This is a genomic window from Pseudoalteromonas sp. MMG005, assembly GCF_018101015.1.
Classification (GTDB): Bacteria; Pseudomonadota; Gammaproteobacteria; order Enterobacterales; family Alteromonadaceae; genus Pseudoalteromonas; species Pseudoalteromonas aurantia.
In genome coordinates, this window is the sequence record NZ_JAGJEK010000003.1 from 158380 (window position 1) to 177554 (window position 19175).

Annotated in this window: 14 protein-coding genes; 4 read left to right on the top strand and 10 right to left on the bottom strand. The window is 41.4% G+C overall.

Features of this window, described 5'->3' with window-relative positions; genetic code table 11:
• Positions 1-31 precede the first annotated feature (31 nt).
• Entirely contained in the window at positions 32-2770 is a 2739-nt protein-coding gene (locus tag J8M01_RS04125) for an Ig-like domain-containing protein (protein ID WP_211057112.1), read from the top strand.
• A gap of 134 nt (positions 2771-2904) precedes the next feature.
• Here J8M01_RS04125 and J8M01_RS04130 read toward each other — a convergent pair whose 3' ends face one another.
• The 3 genes from J8M01_RS04130 to J8M01_RS04140 all read right to left on the bottom strand — a co-directional run bounded on the left by J8M01_RS04130 (position 2905) and on the right by J8M01_RS04140 (position 7033).
• On the bottom strand, positions 2905-4908 hold the full coding sequence (locus J8M01_RS04130; RefSeq protein WP_211057113.1) for a TonB-dependent receptor: 2004 nt from the start codon (positions 4906-4908) through the stop codon (positions 2905-2907).
• A 96-nt stretch (positions 4909-5004) separates the two neighbouring features.
• Positions 5005-6354, bottom strand: a complete 1350-nt coding sequence (locus tag J8M01_RS04135) for a sensor histidine kinase (protein WP_211057114.1) — start codon at positions 6352-6354, stop codon at positions 5005-5007.
• Positions 6347-7033 carry a response regulator transcription factor gene (locus J8M01_RS04140; protein WP_192509967.1) on the bottom strand — a complete coding sequence of 229 codons (687 nt, stop codon included), beginning with the start codon at positions 7031-7033 and terminating at the stop codon, positions 6347-6349. Before J8M01_RS04140 ends, J8M01_RS04135 begins: the two co-directional genes overlap by 8 nt.
• A gap of 174 nt (positions 7034-7207) precedes the next feature.
• Here J8M01_RS04140 and J8M01_RS04145 point away from each other — a divergent pair, with 174 nt between their 5' ends.
• Positions 7208-8281, top strand: coding sequence for an SGNH/GDSL hydrolase family protein (locus J8M01_RS04145; protein ID WP_211057115.1), 1074 nt, complete (start codon positions 7208-7210; stop codon positions 8279-8281).
• Positions 8282-8408: 127 nt separating this feature from the next.
• Here the strand turns inward: J8M01_RS04145 and J8M01_RS04150 are convergent, their stop codons facing one another.
• From J8M01_RS04150 to J8M01_RS04170, 5 genes are all read right to left on the bottom strand, one after another.
• Complete coding sequence (locus tag J8M01_RS04150; protein WP_192509969.1) at positions 8409-8864, bottom strand: NfeD family protein; 456 nt, start codon at positions 8862-8864, stop codon at positions 8409-8411.
• A gap of 5 nt (positions 8865-8869) precedes the next feature.
• Positions 8870-9823, bottom strand: a complete 954-nt coding sequence (locus tag J8M01_RS04155) for a slipin family protein (protein ID WP_210998117.1) — start codon at positions 9821-9823, stop codon at positions 8870-8872.
• Between the two features lie 187 nt (positions 9824-10010).
• The gene (locus J8M01_RS04160) at positions 10011-10196 is read right to left on the bottom strand and encodes a hypothetical protein (protein WP_211050058.1); all 186 of its coding nucleotides are present in this window, start codon (positions 10194-10196) and stop codon (positions 10011-10013) included.
• Positions 10197-10265: 69 nt separating this feature from the next.
• Complete coding sequence (gene nudB, locus J8M01_RS04165) at positions 10266-10715, bottom strand: dihydroneopterin triphosphate diphosphatase (RefSeq protein ID WP_211057116.1); 450 nt, start codon at positions 10713-10715, stop codon at positions 10266-10268.
• Between the two features lie 2124 nt (positions 10716-12839).
• Entirely contained in the window at positions 12840-13544 is a 705-nt protein-coding gene (locus tag J8M01_RS04170) for a hypothetical protein (RefSeq protein WP_211057117.1), read from the bottom strand.
• Positions 13545-14105: 561 nt separating this feature from the next.
• Between J8M01_RS04170 and J8M01_RS04175 the strand changes: the two genes are divergently transcribed.
• Entirely contained in the window at positions 14106-14654 is a 549-nt protein-coding gene (locus J8M01_RS04175) for a hypothetical protein (protein WP_211057118.1), read from the top strand.
• A gap of 2 nt (positions 14655-14656) precedes the next feature.
• Positions 14657-16360 (top strand): LruC domain-containing protein, encoded by a 1704-nt coding sequence (locus tag J8M01_RS04180; RefSeq protein ID WP_211057119.1) that lies wholly within the window; start codon positions 14657-14659, stop codon positions 16358-16360.
• A gap of 168 nt (positions 16361-16528) precedes the next feature.
• Here the strand turns inward: J8M01_RS04180 and J8M01_RS04185 are convergent, their stop codons facing one another.
• Both J8M01_RS04185 and J8M01_RS04190 read right to left on the bottom strand, forming a co-directional pair.
• Positions 16529-16996, bottom strand: a complete 468-nt coding sequence (locus J8M01_RS04185) for a hypothetical protein (RefSeq protein ID WP_211057120.1) — start codon at positions 16994-16996, stop codon at positions 16529-16531.
• 657 nt (positions 16997-17653) lie between these two features.
• A complete protein-coding gene (locus J8M01_RS04190) occupies positions 17654-17935 on the bottom strand; it encodes a GIY-YIG nuclease family protein (RefSeq protein WP_211057121.1) in 282 nt (93 codons plus the stop codon).
• Positions 17936-19175 lie beyond the last annotated feature (1240 nt).

Consider the following 19175-nt stretch of genomic DNA (forward strand, 5'->3'; position numbering starts at 1 on the left):
TTTTACAAAAACAAAAATTATAGAGATCATTATGTTCAAACTAACCCCAATCGCGCTACTGGTTGCTGCCAGTAGTTTCCCGCTTTATGCCACTCAAGCTACGCAGATACATACAAATGTAGAATTAAAGCAAAAGCTTATGGATGTTTTTTCACCTCAGCAAAGCCAGTTCTCTGCTCAGGGTAATAATGAAACGTCGTTACAATTTAAAGCGCATCAGCGCTCAGCAGATGGCAAACACATCCGCCGCAGTCAACATTATCGCGGCGTGCGTGTGTACGGTGGTGAAGTTGTCACTCATCATGACGCTGAAAACTATGTAGGCGCATTAAATCATCGCCAAGGTACAATTAAGTCAGTGAGTGGCAGCGTGGTTGAAAATGTCTATGTTGACGTGACTGCTCCGAGCTTTGACGAGTCGCAGGCCATTGAGTATGGTCGTCAAAATGTGGCGAATATACAATTTACCAATGATGAACACGCAGAGCTGGTGATCTATCCGTACCAAGAGAGCTTCCGTCTTGCCTATATTGTTACATTTTATGCAGAAACGCTTGAGTATCCGACTCGTCCCGAGCTGGTGATTGACGCGCAAACAGGTGAAGTGTTAAGCCAAAAAGAAATGCTAGCCCATGCAAAAATCGGTATGGGACCAGGCGGTAACGAAAAAACCGGTAAATATTATTTTGGTGAGTCAAAAGCCAAATTTAACGCGACCGACTTAGGTAATGGTCACTGTGCAATGAAAGATCGCGATATCCGCGTTATCGATATGGAGCACGGTACAACGAATACCCATACTTTTGAATTCCCTTGCTTTGAAAATACCCACAAAACCATCAATGGCGCATATTCACCACTCAATGATGCGGTATTTTATGGTCAAGCAACCCTAGATATGTTTCATGAATGGTTCGATAGTCGCGCGTTGAGTAGCGATTTGGTGATGCGTATTCATTATCGTCAAGACTACCTAAACGCTTTTTGGAATGGCAAAGAAGTCACGTTTGGCGATGGCGATCATCGTGTATATCCATTTACGTCCTTAGGTGTTATTGCCCATGAGGTTGCGCATGGTGTGACACATCAAAACTCAAAACTTGTATATAGTGCACAATCTGGTGGCGTTAACGAATCGTTTTCAGATATGACATCTGAAGCGTTGGAATGTTATCTGAGTGAGCAAGCTGATGGCAGCTGTGTAGTTGATTGGAAAATTGGCGCACGTATTTTTAAAAACCTTGATGCGATGCGTTATTTAGATATGCCAAGTAAAGATGGTCGCTCTATTGATCATGCCAGTGAATATAAAAATGGATTAGACGTCCATTATAGTTCAGGGGTGTTTAATCGTGCTTTTTACTTGCTTTCTACGACTGAGAATTGGGGCGTAAAAAAAGCGTATGAAGTGATGCTTCATGCTAATAAAAATTATTGGGTTTATAACGGTAATTACGAGTCGCTAGCGTGCGGTGTTACCGCTGCAGCAAAAGACTTTGGTTATGATATCCAAGCGGTAGGGGATGCGTTTAGTAAAGTGGGTGTATTTGCTTGTACCGACAATAAAGCGCCAACCATTGATATTACCAGCCCAGTTAACAACAGCCGCCATATTGTGGGCACGAATATCGAGTTAAAAGCACTCGCAGAAGATGAATATGGCGAAGTATCAAAAGTGGTATTTAGCGTAAATGGTCAGGTTTATAAAACACTGACGTCAGCACCTTACACAACACAATTTCAAAGTAACACGAAAGGTGAGTATGTCGTCACAGCAACCGTCACCGATAATGAAGGACTAACAGTTAATGCACCTACTGTGCTATTTAACTTAATTAACCCAAGTGATTGCGATACGGCGCAGTGGCGAGCTGGTCAAGTGTATACACAGGGCAATAAAGTGGCCTTTGAAGGGTTTGAATATACCGCCAAATGGTGGAACCGTGATCAAAGCCCAGCCACAAATGCGAATGCATGGGGGGTGTGGAAAAAAGGATTAGAGTGTGGCTCAGATTCAGAACAACCGAATCAAGCACCGAGTGTACGGTTTATAAGCCCAAACACGACTAATAGTACCGTAACGATGGGCGACAATGTGACCGTAAACCTAGCTGCAAATGATATCGATGGCCAAGTGGAACACGTTAAAATTAGCGTTAATGGCGTCCTAATGACGAACTTAAATACAGTACCTTATCGTTTTAACTGGCAACCTGATGCAGTCGGTACTTATCGTATAAGCGCTGAAGCAATGGATGATAAACAGACTAAATCAGACATTGCAGCTGTGACTGTGGTTGTTAAAGAGGCTGACTCAACGCCAACTGCACCCAGTGTTACTTTACTCTCCCCTAGTAATGGCAGTGTGTTTGAGCAAGGCAGTATTGTACCTCTGCAAGTAAGTGCAACTGACAAAGATGGGGACTTAAAACAGGTGATTTACTATGTTAATGGGGTTGAAGTGGTGAGTCATGAAGGTCCATATTGGGCGAATATTACACTTGATAGCAATGGGCAATATCAGGTCTATGCGATTGCAACAGATGCCCTTGGGTTAGCCTCTCAGTCGCAAACACATCAATTTAGTGTGGTGGCAAAACCAACTGATTGTGAGCTTGATAGTTGGCGAGCGGCCACAGTTTATACTGCGGGTAAAAAGGTCAGTCACGAGGGCTTTATTTATGAAGCAAAGTGGTGGACGCGCAATCAAAACCCAGCCAATTATTCATCTCAGTGGAGCGTGTGGAAAAAGCTAAATAGCTGTAAATAGAAGCAGGTTATGAGTAGAAATAATTAGTAGGAATGTAAAAAAGCGCAGTGTTTAAACACTGCGCTTTTTATCGTTACAACAAGTAGCATCGGTAAATATGACACTAATGTTGCTATTTAGTTCAAATTGAAATATTAAAACTTCCAAACAAGTGTTAGACGGGCATCTCTGCCTGGCTCAGCTAAGCCAGAATCAACTGGGCCAAGTGCTGCATAGGTCGCGTGGTCATAGTAAAACTTATCAAAGATATTTTTGACTGCGGCTTCAACTACCAGCTCTTCGCTACCCATGACATACCAAGTTGCCTGTAAGTCATGTGCAGCATAGCCTGCTTTTTCAGGGAGAGCTTGGTTGCTCCACACATTCACCCCAGAATTGGTTAAACGTTGCACAAAACGGCTATTCCAGCTCACCTCTAAATCATCCGACACGGTGTAATTAATACCAGCAGTTAAAGTATTACCAGAGCTAGTGCCAATTGACCAATCTTGGTCACTAATTGCAGTGCCACTGAGTGCCGGGTTAACGTGGTTTTCCCATTTAGGCTTACTGTGGTTATAGTTTACATTAATGCTTGTATCGTCAAAGCGGTAACGTGCTTGCAAATTATAACCACTATTTTCTATATCACCCACATTGGTAAGCAGCGTGTGCTCAATTGAATCGTTATTTTTAACCGTTGAAACAGCATCTTTAATGGTTGAATCAAACACATTACCCGTGACGGTTAAGCGATCGCCTAAATATTTAAAACCAACTTCGAAGTTGTTAGCTTGCTCTTCTTTTAAATTGATATCGTTGTCATAATAACCAAGTACAAACAGTTCTTTTACTTTTTGACCGCGTAGCGCTTGAGCAAAGCCTGCATTGAGGGAGAAAGCATTGGTAATGGCGTAGCTCATGTTGATGTTAGGGCTAAAACCGTTGGAATTCATTGTCACACCATTATCGTCAACCAGCTCGTAATTGTCGTAACGTACACCTGTGCTAATTTGAAATTGCTCTGTGATATCAATGTAGTTTTGCACATATAATCCAAAAACTTTACCTTTTTCAAGGCCTTCTGTTGCAGCGTTGGTACCTATGTTCTGTAGTTTCGCCTCATCTGAACGATAATCAACTCCTGCAACAATTTTTGTATTGCTCAGCTGTGCGGTATTACGTAAGTCAAAACCAGTTGAGTCATACACTGCGTGATAGGTGTTTTGAACCCCTTTATGTAGTGGATGAGCGTGCGTAATGAAGTTTTCAGTATCAAATACATTGAGGTGTAAATTGATCAGCGCGTCATTTGGGTTGTATGTATAGTTAATTGTGCTGGTTGTACGCTCACTTTCTTGTGGTAGGGCGTAATTTTTTCTGCTCGGATGCCAATGTGCACGCAACAAACGTGTACCATTGTCTTGGCGCATGTCATAACTGGCTGAAATAGTTTGTGTATTGCTCAGTTCACCGGTGATTTTTGCGAATCCAACTTCTTGCTCTGACGCTGTGTAAGCAATGGTGTTGCCTTTGCCATCTTCCATGTCTTTAGTATCGCGTTTTAGCACAGTTACTAAGCCAGACCAATTGTCATTAATATGACCATAGGCGGTCAGGCTGGCTTTAAAACCTTCGCTGTTGCCATAGTAGCCAAGCTTAATATTACCACCAAACTGCTCATCACCAGAGAGTAAGTCGCTGGCATCTTTGGTTAAAAAGCGGATCGCGCCCCCTAATGCACCTGAGCCAGACGTCGCATCACCAGCACCTGCAACGATATCTACTTGCTTAAGTAGTTCAGGCTCGATAGTTAATCGGCCTTGATGGTGAAATAAATAACCCGCTTGCAAAGCACCGTCAATAGACACATTTAGCATGGTGTCTTCTAAACCACGTACATAAATCTTTTGTGCAATAGGATTTGAACCACCCACTGAAACTTCGGCTTGGCTTCTAAATATGTCGCCTAAGTCATTGGCTTGAAGTTGTGCCATTTGAGCTTGACCGATGATCTGATCAGCATCAGATACTTTGCCATGAACTTCAATGATTTCCATTTTATCTGACTGTTCATCGGCCAGTACTGGGGTGCTAACAAGAGCGGCAGTGGATAAAGCTGCCATTGCGATATAAAGAGGAGAGCGAGAGAACTGCATGTGAAATTGCCTATTTTGTAAATGCGAATAATTATCAATGTCGTGTATTATTCATTGTTTATAAGGGAACCGAAAGGACTTTTACAACTGTTACATTTACGGTGACAGTTTATTGAGCGATATCGAAATGGTTAAGCCACCTGCATCTTGATTATGAGCCGAAATATGACCACCTAGGTGGTGTATGTGACGTTTACACAGTGCTAATCCAAGCCCAAAACCATTGCTCTTTTGTGCTGAAGTTACGCGATAAAATGGCTTAAATATATCGTCTAATGCATCGTTTGGAACGCCGCACCCATTATCTGTAATGTGTATTTCATGCGGGTTGGGCATGGTTACCGTGATGTGGTTTTTTGCATAGCGGCTGGCGTTTCTTAACAGGTTTTCGATAACTTGGCCCAAAATGCGACTATTACTGTGTATTTTTAAGCTGCTCGCACAGTGTGTGAAAAATTTTATGTGGGGTGCTTCAAATTGCACATCTTCAATAATGCTATCAATGAGGTCGATTAAATCAAAAGTATCCAGATCAATATCTTGACGCATTGTGGCTGATTCATTTTCTAACCAAGTGAGTGTCAATGTATCTTCGGCGAGTGTACGCATGGCTGTGCAGTCTTTGCGAATTCGGGCTAACATATTCTGTGTTTCTATAGCATGCTCCGCACAATTCAAAGCGGTTTCGACTCTCGCAATGGGGGTACGGATTTCATGGGAGAAATCAGCAATAAACTGCCTTTGAGATTCGATGGTATGTTCAATACAGTCAGCCATTTGATCAAATGTTGCGGCTATTTTCTTAAATTCACTGTCGGTAGTTGAAATTTTATCACTGATACGTGTACCGAGTTTACCCGCAGCAAAGTCTTGCGTGGCATGTTCTAGTTGTTTTAAAGGCACCATAATTGCGCGATATATGAGGATGCAAAATCCGGCTAAAAAGATCATGGGCAAAATAAACTGCAAGGTTAAGTATGCGAGCTTCCAATAGTCTCCCGGTCGCATATGGGCTGGGAGTTGAATAAGAAAGTGTGTTTTTTTATCGGCAAAAGGCACGTCCATAATGGGATTGTAGTTAAAGTATAAGTGTATTTTCCAAGAGACATCGCGGCCAAGAGAAATATGGTCGCTAAATAAGGGAGTAAGCGTGCTGTTTGCCACGGGCGTGACTTGTTTTTGCACCACGGCAGCCCATGTATTTTCATTTTGCTCAATTGTGTCTACGTACTGTTTCAGTGTTTCTAAGTCACCAGCCAAATATAGCTTTTCGGCATGCTGACCATAATGTCGTAGCGTGTTTTGATGGCGCATTTCAAGTTGACTCATTTTAATTTCAGTGTAACTGGCCAGTACGTCGATGAGCCAAAAAAGAGAAACCGCGCCGGCAATAATGAGCAGACACAGTTTTGTAAAAAAAGAATGTGTTTTTAACGGATTACGCATTAAAAGAGTAACCCCGGCCATGTAATGTGGTGATTGATTCAGCACTCATACCGACGGCAATGAGCTTTTTTCTAAGCCGACTAAGGTGCATATCGAGACTGCGGTCATAGCGACTGAACTGACGTTCTAACACTTGTTGGTATAAGTAAGGCTTACTGAGCGCTTCACCGGCATGTTCAGCGAGGTGCCAAAGCAGCTTAAATTGTATGGCGGTCATTTCAATGTGTACGTCGTTAAATTGGGCATGAAGCTGACGTTTGTTCAGTGATAGCCCATTTGTTTTAAGAACATAATTATTGGGGTTTTTTTCTGTGTGTTGCGAGCGACGTAAAATTGCTTCAACACGCAGTATTAACTCTTCAATATTGAAGGGTTTAGGTAAGTAATCATCAGCACCCATACTTAGGCCTTTAATTCTATCTTGTTCAGCCCCGCATGCTGATAAAATCAGTACTGGGGTTTGTTTACATTTACGCAATTGTGACAGTACCTCATAGCCCTCTATGATGGGGAGTCTAATATCGAGAATGATGAGTTCATAATCATGTGCTAATGCTTGCGTTAAACCCTGTTCTCCATCGTGGACACAGGTTACGTTAAATCCTCGTTTTTCGAGTAATGCACACACTTGCTGATTTAATAAAGGATCATCTTCAATAACCAAAATAGGGGCTGACACGATACAATTGCCTATCTAAATAATAATGATTGTATTTTACGTGTATTGTTCGGGTGCAATCAACAGTCGGTTTCAGATAATTGAAATTCAATAAAAATCAAGTTGGTAAGGCTTGCGAATTGTTCATGTAAAAACTAAGTTAACTAGTTCCGAATGCAATAAAGGAACAACAACATGTATAAGGTAATTTCTAGTTTATTAGCGCTGGGTATTGCGGCGACCGTACAAGCTCAGTCATTACAAGCAACCCATTATGCAGTTCAGTATGAAGGGCGTATTGTTAAAAGTTATGACAGTGGACAAGTCCAATTTAATTGGCCTGGTAGTTATTTTAAAACCAAGTTAATAGGTCGCAGTATCGACATTGAATTGACGGGTTATGGCGATCAATTTGATATATTGGTTAATGGTCGTTTTCATAAAAAAATAGTGACAGACTATTCAGGTCAACCACAGTCTTTTGAGTTATTTAGTCAAGAAACTGCCAGTGAAGTGTTGGTTGAGGTGGTAAAAAGAACTGAAAATTATGAAGAGTTTGCCACAATTCATGGTTTTAATGTTGACGGCCGTTTAGAGGGCGTGTGGCAAAACCAAAAGCATATTCTCTATATTGGAGATTCAATCAGTGCGGGGTTTGGCAGTGAATCAAATAAACGCCAATGTACTTGGAGTGAAGTGGTTGAAACCAGCAATGCCCGTCTGGCGTTTCCTTATGTTACATCGAAGGCGTTGAATACCAGTTTTACTCAAGTCTCTTTTTCTGGTTTAGGCCTTATTCGTAATTGGGCCGGCAACCAAACTCACCATGATTTAGCGTATTATTATGACCGAGCGGGTGGCGTATACGGCACGAATAAACTCTATCAAGATACATATCCTGACTTGATAGTTGTAGAAGTGGGTACTAATGACTTTAGCACAGACCCTCAACCTCATGAACCATGGGATGATATAACGCAGGTGCAACAAGCATGGGTTGATGAAATGGTGAGCTTTGTAGGTACGTTGCGTAGTCGTTATCCAGATCGAACAATTGTATTTATGCCACGTCCTGCCTATCCATATGATGTGATTATTTCATCTACAGAACAAGCCATTAAACGGTTGCAGCAGCAAGGGGAGTCGAATCTATATTCTCATAGCTTTAATTCTCAACTGAGTGGCTGTATTTGGCATCCAACAAAAGCCGAACATCAACAAATAGCGTCTGAGTTAGTAAAGTTTATTCATGACAAAGAGTTACTGTAGGTTTTTTTGTTCACAAGGTTAGCTGTGGCATAGCATCGAGTGCTATATAACAGATGCGGCAAGCATGTACGTCCCTTTTTCGTACACGCGCCGCATTTTTACTTATCGGGGAATGAGCACATTTAAATTAAGGTTTTGGTTCTACCCACAATACACCCACTTCTTTTTTAGTTACTCGCACCGCAGTCCCTTTTGAAATGGGGTTTTCAGATTTTAGCTGCCACTGAATACCTGAATAAGCGTGCTGTACGTTAGCTTCATGGTTTAATTCATGCTCTAACGTGAATTCAATATCAGCAAAATCACTGTTAACTTGCTTACTGTCAACATTCTCTTGCATACGCTTTAGCGGTTTCCACAATAACAGTGCAAAACCAAAAGTCAGTATGGCGTTAACCCACAACGCATTAAGCCAGTTGGGTTCGAGTAAACCTGCATACATCATACCGCCAGAAAACACCAAAGAGAGCCCCAGAAACAGCAATACAAAAGTGGCAAAACCCAGTACAGCTACTTCGATGATCAAAGCCAGAATTCCTAGAATGACTAATGCTTGTGCAGTATTCTCAATAAAGTAGCTCATACAACTTACCCCTTTTGTTTGCTATTAAGGCTATTGATGATCGACATGCCTTGAGCAACAAGTGAACTGGCATCAGTGCCGTTTTCTGGTAGCAATACCACAGAAGACTCTTTAGCAATGGCTTCTTTTGCAGCAATGGCTTTGGTCGCCAAGTCGAGCTGTATGGCTTTTTGACCTTGTTCTGTATCTGCGGCTTCACCTACTTTACGTAACGCAGCGGCTTGTGCATCGGCAACGGCAATAATAGCTTGAGCTTCACCTTCAGCGGTGAGGATTTGCTCCGTTTTATCAGCTTCAGCTGCTAAAACTTGTGCTTGCTTTTTACCTTCAGCGACGTTGATGGCAGATTGTCTATCACCTTCAGATTCTAATATTTGTGCACGTTTGACACGTTCAGCTTTCATTTGCGCTTCCATTGCTTCCATAACTGATTGAGGTGGGACAATGTCTTTTATTTCATAACGTAGTACCTGAATTCCCCAAGGCTCTGATGCTGAGTTAATGGCTGACACAATATTGGTATTGAGTAAATCTCGTTCTTCAAATGTTTTGTCTAGCTCCATTTTACCTAACTCACTACGCATCGTTGTTTGCGCAAGTTGCGTGACGGCAAAAATGTAGTCGTCTACCCCGTAAGTTGCTTTATATGGGTCTAATACGCGAAAGTAGAGCACACCATCCACAATAAGAGAAATATTGTCTTTGGTTATTGCTGATTGAGAAGGTACGTCGACGGCTTGTTCTTTTAAACTTCTATCTGCAGAAATGCGGTCAATAAATGGCACGATAAAGTTAAGCCCTGCTTCTTTTGTTGATTGATATTTACCAAATCGTTCAACGACCCATGCTTTATTTTGAGGAACGAATTTTATACCGCTTTTTAAAACGATGATGACAAAAATAAGTAGTGCAACTTCTATATTGAAAAGAAGATTAAATATTTGCGAGACTGGATCCATAATGTTCCCTTATATGTTATCGAGTGTATGTTCAGTTGAAAATTATAGAATGACTGAACGTGAGTAATACCGAGAGTTTACGTTACCATTGGCAGTTTGAAACGCCAACTTTAGTTGTGTGTTGGGTCGTGGTAGCAGAGCATGTAAATAGAATAGGGCATTATCAGTATAAATGCCCTATGAGTTTTTAGTTATGTGTATTAGCTGTACAGTTTGACGGGCGAGAGTTAACGGCATTTAAGCCAATTGCAGTACATAAAGTTGGACCCGAATGTTTACCTGCGCCGGCAATCAGCATGGTTGCTTCTTGTGGTAATAGTGTCTTATCGTTTGTGAGTGTTTTTATATTTTTTTTATTTAAAGATAATTTCATCGTTCAGTCCTTTATATCGGTATAGAGCTTATATTGATAACGTAATTTATTTATGAAAACAAGGATTATTTAGCTTTTAGGGTTAAAGGTAATCGCTAAAATTTCTTGTTTGTTACTGTCGGACCAAGCCAGTTCAGCGGCGTTTGATTGTGGCAGCCATTGATAAGCGGTATGTTCGTTTGGGTCGAGTACAACAGGGGTTGCTATGGGCACACAGATGCTAAATACGTACTCTGTATTTATTGTGGCATTGCTAATATAGCGATGTCTCCAGCACTGTCTTATTTCGTAATTATTTGTTTTATTATGGTTATAAATATCTATTCCGAGTTTTAGCGCATCAATGCCTGTTTCTTCTTTGAGCTCTCTATACGCAGTTTGTGTTGGTGTTTCATGTTCATCAATTCCTCCAGTTACAGATTGCCAAAAAGTAGGGTCGTCGGTACGGCGGATCAATAAAAATTCGTTGTTTGTATTGTAGATCACGACTAAAACAGAATAAGGCTTGCGAAGCGTCATTATTGAGGACCATGCAGAGATTTAGCTCAGTTTACCTTAAAAATATCTAAGAAGGGTAAACTTTACATGATTGTTGGAGAGCAAGATAACGGCTTTCTTTAAGTGAACTGGGTAAAAAAAAGGCAGGCCATAGGCCTGCCAAACATAACTACACCCTTTAAAGTGTGCTAAGGAAGATAAAAACCAGCCAACGTCCTTGTTGACTAAAACTCTACTCATTGAAGTTCACTAAGTGCCTAGAGAAATATGCCCTTAATGTGGGACACATGCTAAATTAATGATGATTAGTTGTAAACAAAAATAATCAATTATTTTAATTGTGTGTTTATTTGTTAACCTATTGTGCTGTTTTTTGTACTGTTAATTATCATGAAATTGCTTTTTGCTTGTTTTAAGTACAGCTAACCATATGTTTTTCTAACTTTTAAAGGTTTTTTTCAAACATCTTGGAAAATTCGTTGATGTGTAAATGTAAATTACTTGTATTAATGCATGAACTTGGAAACATATCGAAAATATTTAGTTGGTTTTGGATACTGTTTTTACGATAAACATCGTGTTCTTCATGATTGTTCCATAATTTATTACTACAGTGGCGGCTGTAACGTAGCAACACTCATTATGAGAGTAAGCGCATTACTTTTCCTATAGTATGTAGGCTCATGGATGGGCCTTTTTATTGTTTTGTGACTTTAGCGCACTTAATGGAAGTTAAGTGGAAGCAGCGTGTCAATGTGTTTATTCCCTCCAACTCGACTCAAGATCAACACTCATTCGTCCCACACAAGTTCGACACTCATTCGTTTCACACAAGTTCAACAATTCTTCGTCGCCCTGACGTAGGTCAGGGTCCATGTGTATATTGGAACTGATGTGTGCGGATCCTGAACCAAGTTCAGGAAGACGAAGTGGGTTATACTAGGCTTTGGCATGCCTTTTATTGTTGAAACATTCAAGTTTAGCATCTACTCGTCTCGCACAAGCTCAACGCTTCTTCGTCGCCCTGACGTAGGTCAGGGTCCATGTGTATATTGGAACTGATGTGCGTGGATCCTGAACCAAGTTCAGGAAGACGAAGTGGGTGAACTAGGCTTTGGCATGTCCTTTATTGTTGAAACATTCAAGTTTAGCATCTACTCGTCTCGCACAAGTTCGACACTCTTATCGTTTCACACAAGCTCAACACTTCTTCGTCGCCCTGACGTAGGTCAGGGTCCATGCGTATATTGGAGTAGATGCGTGGATCCTGAACCAAGTTCAGGAAGACGAAGTGGGTGAACTAGGCTTTGGCATGTCCTTTATTGTTGAAACATTCAAGTTCAGCATCTACTCGTCTCGCACAAGCTCAACACTTCTTCGTCTCGCACAAGCTCAACACTTCTTCGTCGTACACAAGTTCACACTCATTTGTCGCACACAAGCTCAACACTTCTTCGTCGCCCTGACGTAGGTCAGGGTCCATGTGTATATTGGAGTAGAAGTGTGGATCCTGAACCAAGTTCAGAAAGACGACGTGGGTTATACTAGGCTTAGGGAGGCTTTTTATTGTTGAAACATTCAAGTTCGACACTCATTCGTCTTCCAGAAGTTCACACTCATTCGTCGCACACAAGCTCAACGCTTCTTCGTCGCCCTGACGTAGGTCAGGGTCCATGCGTATATTGGAGCAGATGTGTGGATCCTGAACCAAGTTCAGGAAGACGACGTGGGTGAACTAAGCTTAGGGAGGCTTTCTATTGTGGGTCCTGAACCAAGTTCAGGAAGACGACGTGGGTGAACTAGGCTTAGCGAGGCTTTTTATTGTTGAAACATTCAAGTTTAGCATCTACTCGTCTCACACAAGTTAGACACTCATTCGTTTCACACAAGTTCTTCACTCATTCGTCGCACACAAGCTCAACGCTTCTTCGTCGCCCTGACGTAGGTCAGGGTCCATGTGTATATTGGAGCTGATGCGTGGATCCTGAACCAAGTTCAGGAAGACGAAGTGGTTATACTAGGCTTAGGGAGCCTTTAATGTGGATCCTGAACCAAGTTCAGGAAGACGAAGTGGTCAATATACGTTCAGTGAGGCTGTAACACTGAGCGTAATCGAGCGCGATATCTCAAAATAGTAATTGAGTGCTAAAAATTATAGCTGATGTTCGCTGACGTAATACTGTAGTCTTTGCTATTGAAATAGCGAACATTAGTTGCCCATTGACTGTTGAAGTTGTATCCGAACTCAGCAGATAAAATTAGATTCGTTTCGCTTCCTTCACTTTTTACACGTTTAATATTAACGCTTGAATCTGATTCTGCACCAATACCTGCTTCTAGATAGAATTGATCGATGTATTTTCGATAGTGCACTTTAAACGTTAACAAATCGACTGAATCGCTTTCTGAAAATGGTTCGTCATACACTACGTTAACAGTACCATCTTCAGTAATGTGGGTATAACGTTCATGGCCGTCTACGTCTAATGATATTTTACTAAGGTAACCGTGGATATTTAAATATGATGTGTCACTTAATGTGATCATTTTACCGATGCCAAGCTCAATGAAATCTACATCTATATCAAAATCGCTGCCGCCAGAGATTGATTGTTGATTGTGTTCTAATGCAAAGAAGCCGCGCATATCGGTTGTGAGCTGTCGGTATACGCCAGTTAGATAAAAAGCGGGGAAAGCACTTTTAACTGAGAGCTGTGGGCCTTTTACTTTTAGGTCGTCTAGATCAGATATATTGAGTTGTGAGTAACCAACTTCCAATGAAGTAGAGGGGGTGCTGTGAGCGTGCGTTGCTGCAGCCAAGCAACTGAAACTTAGTATTAACCTTTTCAAAAGTACAAACCTTTATAACATTTAGCCGCACATAATACCGAAGCCGATAGATGCTGTAAATATTGACATAGCCACCTGAAAAGTCGCAACACCTTTTGGCTGGTTTATAGCGCAAAATTGTTGCCAGTTATTTTCATGGCCGCCCTGAAAGCGTTCACTAATTTAACAAAAACGGAATTTTAAATTGGCAATAAATTATGATGTATTTTGCAATATACGAATGAAAGTGCATTGCAAAATGGTGCGGGCCTAAATTTAGGCGCACTATTTTCTCACCATAAACACCGCGTTGTTTAATTATGTTAAGTTTTTTGTTTATGTAATTAGTTGATTTTAATTGTTTTATTTACGTACTGGCCAAACCGTAAAGTGAACACTGATTTTATGCTGTGAAAATGACATTGCTCTGATCACTGGCATGAATATTTAACTGTTGTGTATTACCAAACACCTTTATGTTCCTGCTTTTAACTAAGCGTTGTTGGAACACCTGTATTTATTGGCAAAGCAGAGTGATAACGCTGAGCTTATTGAGTAATTTTATTAGGTTGGAGAGCAAACATGATTTTGAGATATATGTTTATTGCTACAAGTGTATTTTTAGCTGCATGTGGCGGTGGTTCCCAAAGCGATAGCAGCACACCAGCATTAACAACCCCCAGTTCTGGTCAAGATACACCACCACCCGTTGTAGAACCTGAGCCGGTAACTGAACCAGCGCCAGAGCCTAGCATATTGAGCCTCGAAAACGTGACCGTTCCTGCGCAGTTCGATTGGTCTATGTATAAAGACGACGAAGTGAAAATTAAAACCGTCAGCACAACAATGCGGCCCGATGGTGCACTTGCTGGTATTGGCGGCAAGCACTTTATGAAAATTGTGGCGCTTGATGCAAACCGTAATGAAGTTGAAAACCCATTGCAAAAAAGCTTAACAGATAGAACCGGAGAAACACGCACCAAATTAAAATTCCCAAGTGAATGGTATGGGGTAAAGATAGAAGTTACCGTAGGAAACAAACTGTGCAGCAAGGTGTTCAGTAAAGACGAAATCACCGGTGAAATAGAAGTGCCCTGTGATATTGAAATTCCCGTTGGGGATGGAGAATAATTATGAACATGAAATATAGCCTAAGCCTTGGCATCGCACTTGTTTTTCAAACGCCTTATGTATTTGCCGCAGCGACTGAAACCGATACGGTTGATAATCAAGATGGTACGTTCACTTACACCCAGAAAATTAATAAAGACAGTACATCACCTCATTATGTTGCACCAAGTGGGTACGGTTTTAATTATTATTCACACTCAGGGCAAGACTATGGTTGGCAGCACAGTTTCAGTGAAGCATCAAATCCGTTGGTTAAAATACAGAGTGCAATCTTATTGATAAGAGGTTTCGATATTGACTCTGAAGCTTTTCATGGCACCAGCGGTGAATATGACGGTATTAGTGTTGATGGTAATGACCTAAACCCTGGTTTATTACAAGGGACTAATGGCACTTGGTCAGAAACGCCATTTGATGTACCAACATCCTATATTTTGGATGATGGCTTAATGGATGTGTTTTTAGACATTGATATGAACCATAATTATGTTTGGTGGAGAACAACGCTTGACTACAGTCTTTTAACCATTACCTATGCAATAACTGCAAATGATGCACCTTATACACCCACACTGAATGGGTCACCTCAAGGGTGTGCAACCGCAAACAACGATTTTGTTGTGAATGTATCAAATAGTGCAAATGCAGACCCTGATGGGGACGTGGTTAGTTATGAATATCGTTGGTTTGTTGATATAGGCCAAGGTGAAGTGGTAGATGATGAAGTTGCAGGTAAAACGGATCATACGGGTAATACGGTATTATCGTCACAGGTGAGCGCGGGCGAAACGTGGCGTGTACAAGTTATTGCAACTGACAGTAATGGCTTGGTGAGTGACCCTGCATTCTTTACTTGGATGTTAGGTGAAAATGACAGTGATTGTGATGGTATCAATGATAACAATGACGACTATCCAAACGACGGCAAACGCGCAAGTAACAATTATTCGGTAGAGTCAACGCTCGCGTACGAAGATTTATGGCCAGACAAAGGAGATTACGACCTAAATGATTTAGTGATCACTCATCGCTTTAACGTTATAAAAGATGCCAATGGATTGGTTAAGCAAATTGACTTAACCGGCAATATTCAAGCCAGAGGTGCGACACTGGCCAGTGGTTTTGCAATTGCTTTTTCAGGTACCACCAGTGCCAATGTAGAAAGTATTAATGTGGCGATTAACGGCCAATCTGAGGCGGTTACCGCAGAAGCAGGTCACAGCAGTGAGTTAGTGGTCGCGGTCTTAAAAAATACCCATTCAGCAACCAATGATTCGCTAACATATTCATTCTTTAATACCCAAAGTGGAGATGAACGCTCGGTTATTCCAGTAACGATGAGCTTGATTTTTGTTGAACCAGTCAGCCCATTGGCAATTGGTAATGCACCATTTAACCCGTTTATTTATAGAGTGAGTGACCGAGGTCGAGAAGTACATTTGCCAAACTATGCCCCCACAGCGTTAGCAAATACAGGTTTTTTCAAAACCGGTGCTGATAATACTGAAGTAGGGGGGGAGACTTATATGACCCCAGCAGGGCACCCTTGGGCACTTGAAATTTCGACATCTTGGTTGCATCCGATGGAGTCGGTTGACATTATTCAAGCATATCCTGCTATTCAAGACTGGGCTGAAAGCCGCAAGGCAAGGGGCGCAACTTGGTACAGCACACCTGTTTCAGGTAAATGCTGGAAGTGTAACTAGTTAACCTCAGGTTTGGGTAAGGGTTTTTGAATAGAGAATGTTTTGAAAACAAGAGTGAGAAAAATAGCTTTATTGGGAAAATTCGCTTATCCAGAGCTGAGGTTAATTAGCACTTCTTTCAGAAAGCACCGTCATGAGGCGGTGCTTTTTTAAACTGATATGACCTGTTTAAAAGTGATAAATAAATTGTATATTGCCATCGGTGCGTTTTTCATAACCATAAGATTCTTCGCCGTAACCCGCTTCAAGTCGCACAGCCCACCCTGAGTTTAGGTTGCTAGACAAATGGTACTCATAGCTTAGACCAATACCTTGTGTGGTTTGATGATCAAAAAGGCTAATACACAGAAATGTTGAATCAGAGCAGCGTACGTCAGTTTTTCGAGCCCCAACAGCGCCAATGAACGCCCCGTATTTATGTTTACCGTTTAATATTTCTGCGCCCAAACTGAAACCATCATCTAACCCAGCTTTGTAGTTAGCATAATATCGAATATCTGAATTTGTTAGTGAGATGGTTGGTACAACTAGAAATGGATAACCCCCACCCAATGACAAGTCAACAGCTTTAGCCTGAGCGCTATATATAAAAGTTGACACGATTAACGCAGAGTATGCGAGTATTTTTTTATGCATTTGAAATATCCTTTTATTTTAAAATTACATTGGGTACGCAATATACACTACATGCCATGAATGATATCTAATAAAAGGTACAAATTATGTTTTTATTTGTATTTTTTAGCGTTGATATTTACGGTATTCATTTCTGACCTAAATAGACTACGAAACACCTTCAGAGCAACGAGCGACGAATATAGAGAAGCATTGGTTACCTAATTCGTCTTCCTGACGCAGGTCAGAGCCCACGTAACGCACAGGGCTTAAAGTCAGGCACTCTACATTTTGTCTCCCTGACGAAGGTCAGGGCCCATCTCAAGACAAACAACTAAACCGCATAAATTCAGAATTAAACACAGAGCAACGAATAATGAGTGTGTTCACATTTCGTCTTCCTGACGTAGGTCAGGACCCATCTCAAGATAAGCAACTACACCACATAAACTCAGAATCAAACACAGAGCGACTTCAAGTTAGCCACCCATACGCCGTCAGCTACCCAAACTTTGTTTTCCTGACGAAGGTCAGGATCTACGTAACGCACAGGACTCAAAGTCAGGCATTCTACATTTTGTCTCCCTGACGAAGGTCAGGGCCCATTTAAACCAGACTAAACTCAGCTTATTACTGTACTTCGTTTCTCTGACATGGGCCAGAATCAAAGTCTTTCAATTAAATACAGTAATACAAGTCGTCCCATTGCGGGTTAACCTTTTCAATTAAATTAACTTTCCACTGCCGGCGCCAGTTTTTAAGTTGTTTTTCACGGTTAATAGCATGGTACATATCAGCATGCGTTTCAAAATACACTAATTGGGTCACGTTATAACGTTTGGTAAACCCATCGATAAAATGGCATTTATGCTCGTAAATTCGCTTTTTAAGATCTCGAGTCACGCCAATATATAGAGTGCCGTTTGGCTTTGATGCCAGAATATAGGTGGTAGGTTGCATGTATTAGTCCTTTAAAACAACATTAATAAGTCAGACTGAGGTAGATATAACATCCTGTTATACCTACTTATAAAAGTAAATTATTACAGTTATTCAAGATAAATCAAATAAACCCTAAATCATACTCAGAACGACGAATAAGGCGGGCACGTCCTCTTCGTCTACCTGACGCAGGTCAGGATCCACGTGATGTATATGATCGAAACAATAAACTAAACCACATAGACTCTGAAACGAGTTCAGAGCGACGAATAAGGCGGGCAACTCCACTTCGTCTTCCTGACGTAGGTCAGGACCCACGTAACGTACTCGACCCTAAATCAGTCACTCACACTCCGTCTTCCTGACGCAGGTCAGGATCCATGTAACGCATATGATCGAAACAATAAACTAAACCAATAGACTCTGAAACCAGTTCAGAGCGACGAATAAGGCGGGCACCTCCACTTCGTCTTCCTGACGTAGGTCAGGACCCACGTAACGTACTCGACCCTAAATCAGTCACTCACACTCCGTCTTCCTGACGCAGGTCAGGATCCATGTAACGCATATGATCGAAACAATAAACTAAACCAATAGACTCTGAAACCAGTTCAGAGCGACGAATAAGGCGGGCACCTCCACTTCGTCTTCCTGACGCAGGTCAGGACCCACGTAACGTACTCGACTCTAAATCTGTCACTCACACTTCGTCTTCCAGACGTAGGTCAGGGTCCACGTAACGTACTCGACCCTAAATCAGTCACTCACACTCCGTCTTCCTGACGCAGGTCAGGATCCATGTAACGTACTCGACTTTAACCAGCCACTCACACACTGTCTTCCTGACGCAGGTCAGGATCCACGTATCTCACTCGACTTTTACCCAACCACTCATACTCCGTCTCCCTGACGCAGGTCAGGGTCTACAGCTAACCCAACTGAGAAATAGCATAATGTAAAAATAACGTAACCAATAAACCGCTTTATTTGTATGGATTTAATCGCAGAGACTATTCAAGCGCTTATAAATCGTGATAAATTACCAAATATAAAGTAAAAGCTCATGTAAAAGTTGGTCACTTTTGGCATAGCAATACATTAACAAATACGTTTTTAGTCACCAAAAATAAACGGTTGAAGGAAGCAGTACAGCCGTAGCAGCTAATTTATACATCCTTATATAACTTAGCTGTGCAGAACTAACAGGAATTTGAATGCGCTTATATCACGTGGTTTTAAGCGGCCCAGGGCTCAATAA

Coding starts and splice junctions, on each gene's coding strand:
- J8M01_RS04160 (WP_211050058.1), bottom strand. CDS start 10,196: ATGAAATTATCTTTAAATAAAAAAAATATAAAAACACTCACAAACGAT.
- J8M01_RS04150 (WP_192509969.1), bottom strand. CDS start 8,864: ATGAGCTACTTTATTGAGAATACTGCACAAGCATTAGTCATTCTAGGA.
- J8M01_RS04190 (WP_211057121.1), bottom strand. CDS start 17,935: ATGCAACCTACCACCTATATTCTGGCATCAAAGCCAAACGGCACTCTA.
- J8M01_RS04175 (WP_211057118.1), top strand. CDS start 14,106: ATGATTTTGAGATATATGTTTATTGCTACAAGTGTATTTTTAGCTGCA.
- J8M01_RS04135 (WP_211057114.1), bottom strand. CDS start 6,354: ATGCGTAATCCGTTAAAAACACATTCTTTTTTTACAAAACTGTGTCTG.
- J8M01_RS04125 (WP_211057112.1), top strand. CDS start 32: ATGTTCAAACTAACCCCAATCGCGCTACTGGTTGCTGCCAGTAGTTTC.
- J8M01_RS04130 (WP_211057113.1), bottom strand. CDS start 4,908: ATGCAGTTCTCTCGCTCTCCTCTTTATATCGCAATGGCAGCTTTATCC.
- nudB (WP_211057116.1), bottom strand. CDS start 10,715: ATGACGCTTCGCAAGCCTTATTCTGTTTTAGTCGTGATCTACAATACA.
- J8M01_RS04180 (WP_211057119.1), top strand. CDS start 14,657: ATGAACATGAAATATAGCCTAAGCCTTGGCATCGCACTTGTTTTTCAA.
- J8M01_RS04185 (WP_211057120.1), bottom strand. CDS start 16,996: ATGCATAAAAAAATACTCGCATACTCTGCGTTAATCGTGTCAACTTTT.
- J8M01_RS04145 (WP_211057115.1), top strand. CDS start 7,208: ATGTATAAGGTAATTTCTAGTTTATTAGCGCTGGGTATTGCGGCGACC.
- J8M01_RS04155 (WP_210998117.1), bottom strand. CDS start 9,823: ATGGATCCAGTCTCGCAAATATTTAATCTTCTTTTCAATATAGAAGTT.